This is a genomic window from Paraburkholderia sp. NMBU_R16 (assembly GCF_013282575.1).
In the GTDB taxonomy this organism is placed as follows: Bacteria; Pseudomonadota; Gammaproteobacteria; order Burkholderiales; family Burkholderiaceae; genus Trinickia.
On sequence record NZ_JAAAYE010000534.1, the window covers coordinates 1 to 247 of the forward strand.

Genomic DNA, 247 nt, shown 5'->3' on the forward strand with positions numbered 1-247 from the left:
TGCGGCTACCCGGCCTGGCTTCTGGCTCTGTCACAGTGATGTCCATCAAATCGAAAATGATGGGCACCACTTTGATGTCGGTTCTCGCCGTCGTCTACGACGGTCGTCGTGAGGCGCTTACGCTGCTCAAGGACGTGCACAAACTGAATCTGGCTCAACTGACCGACCTCAATGCTCTGGTGCGACAGTACGCCACCAAGCGCACCGCCCGCGCCTGGCTGTACCGCGAGCAACTGCGCGAGATTCT

General features: G+C 59.1%; 1 pseudogene. It reads left to right on the top strand.

Annotated elements, in window-relative coordinates:
* Positions 1-119: 119 nt before the first annotated feature.
* Positions 120-247, top strand: a pseudogene (locus tag GWC77_RS29005) (ISL3 family transposase); the annotation flags it as partial.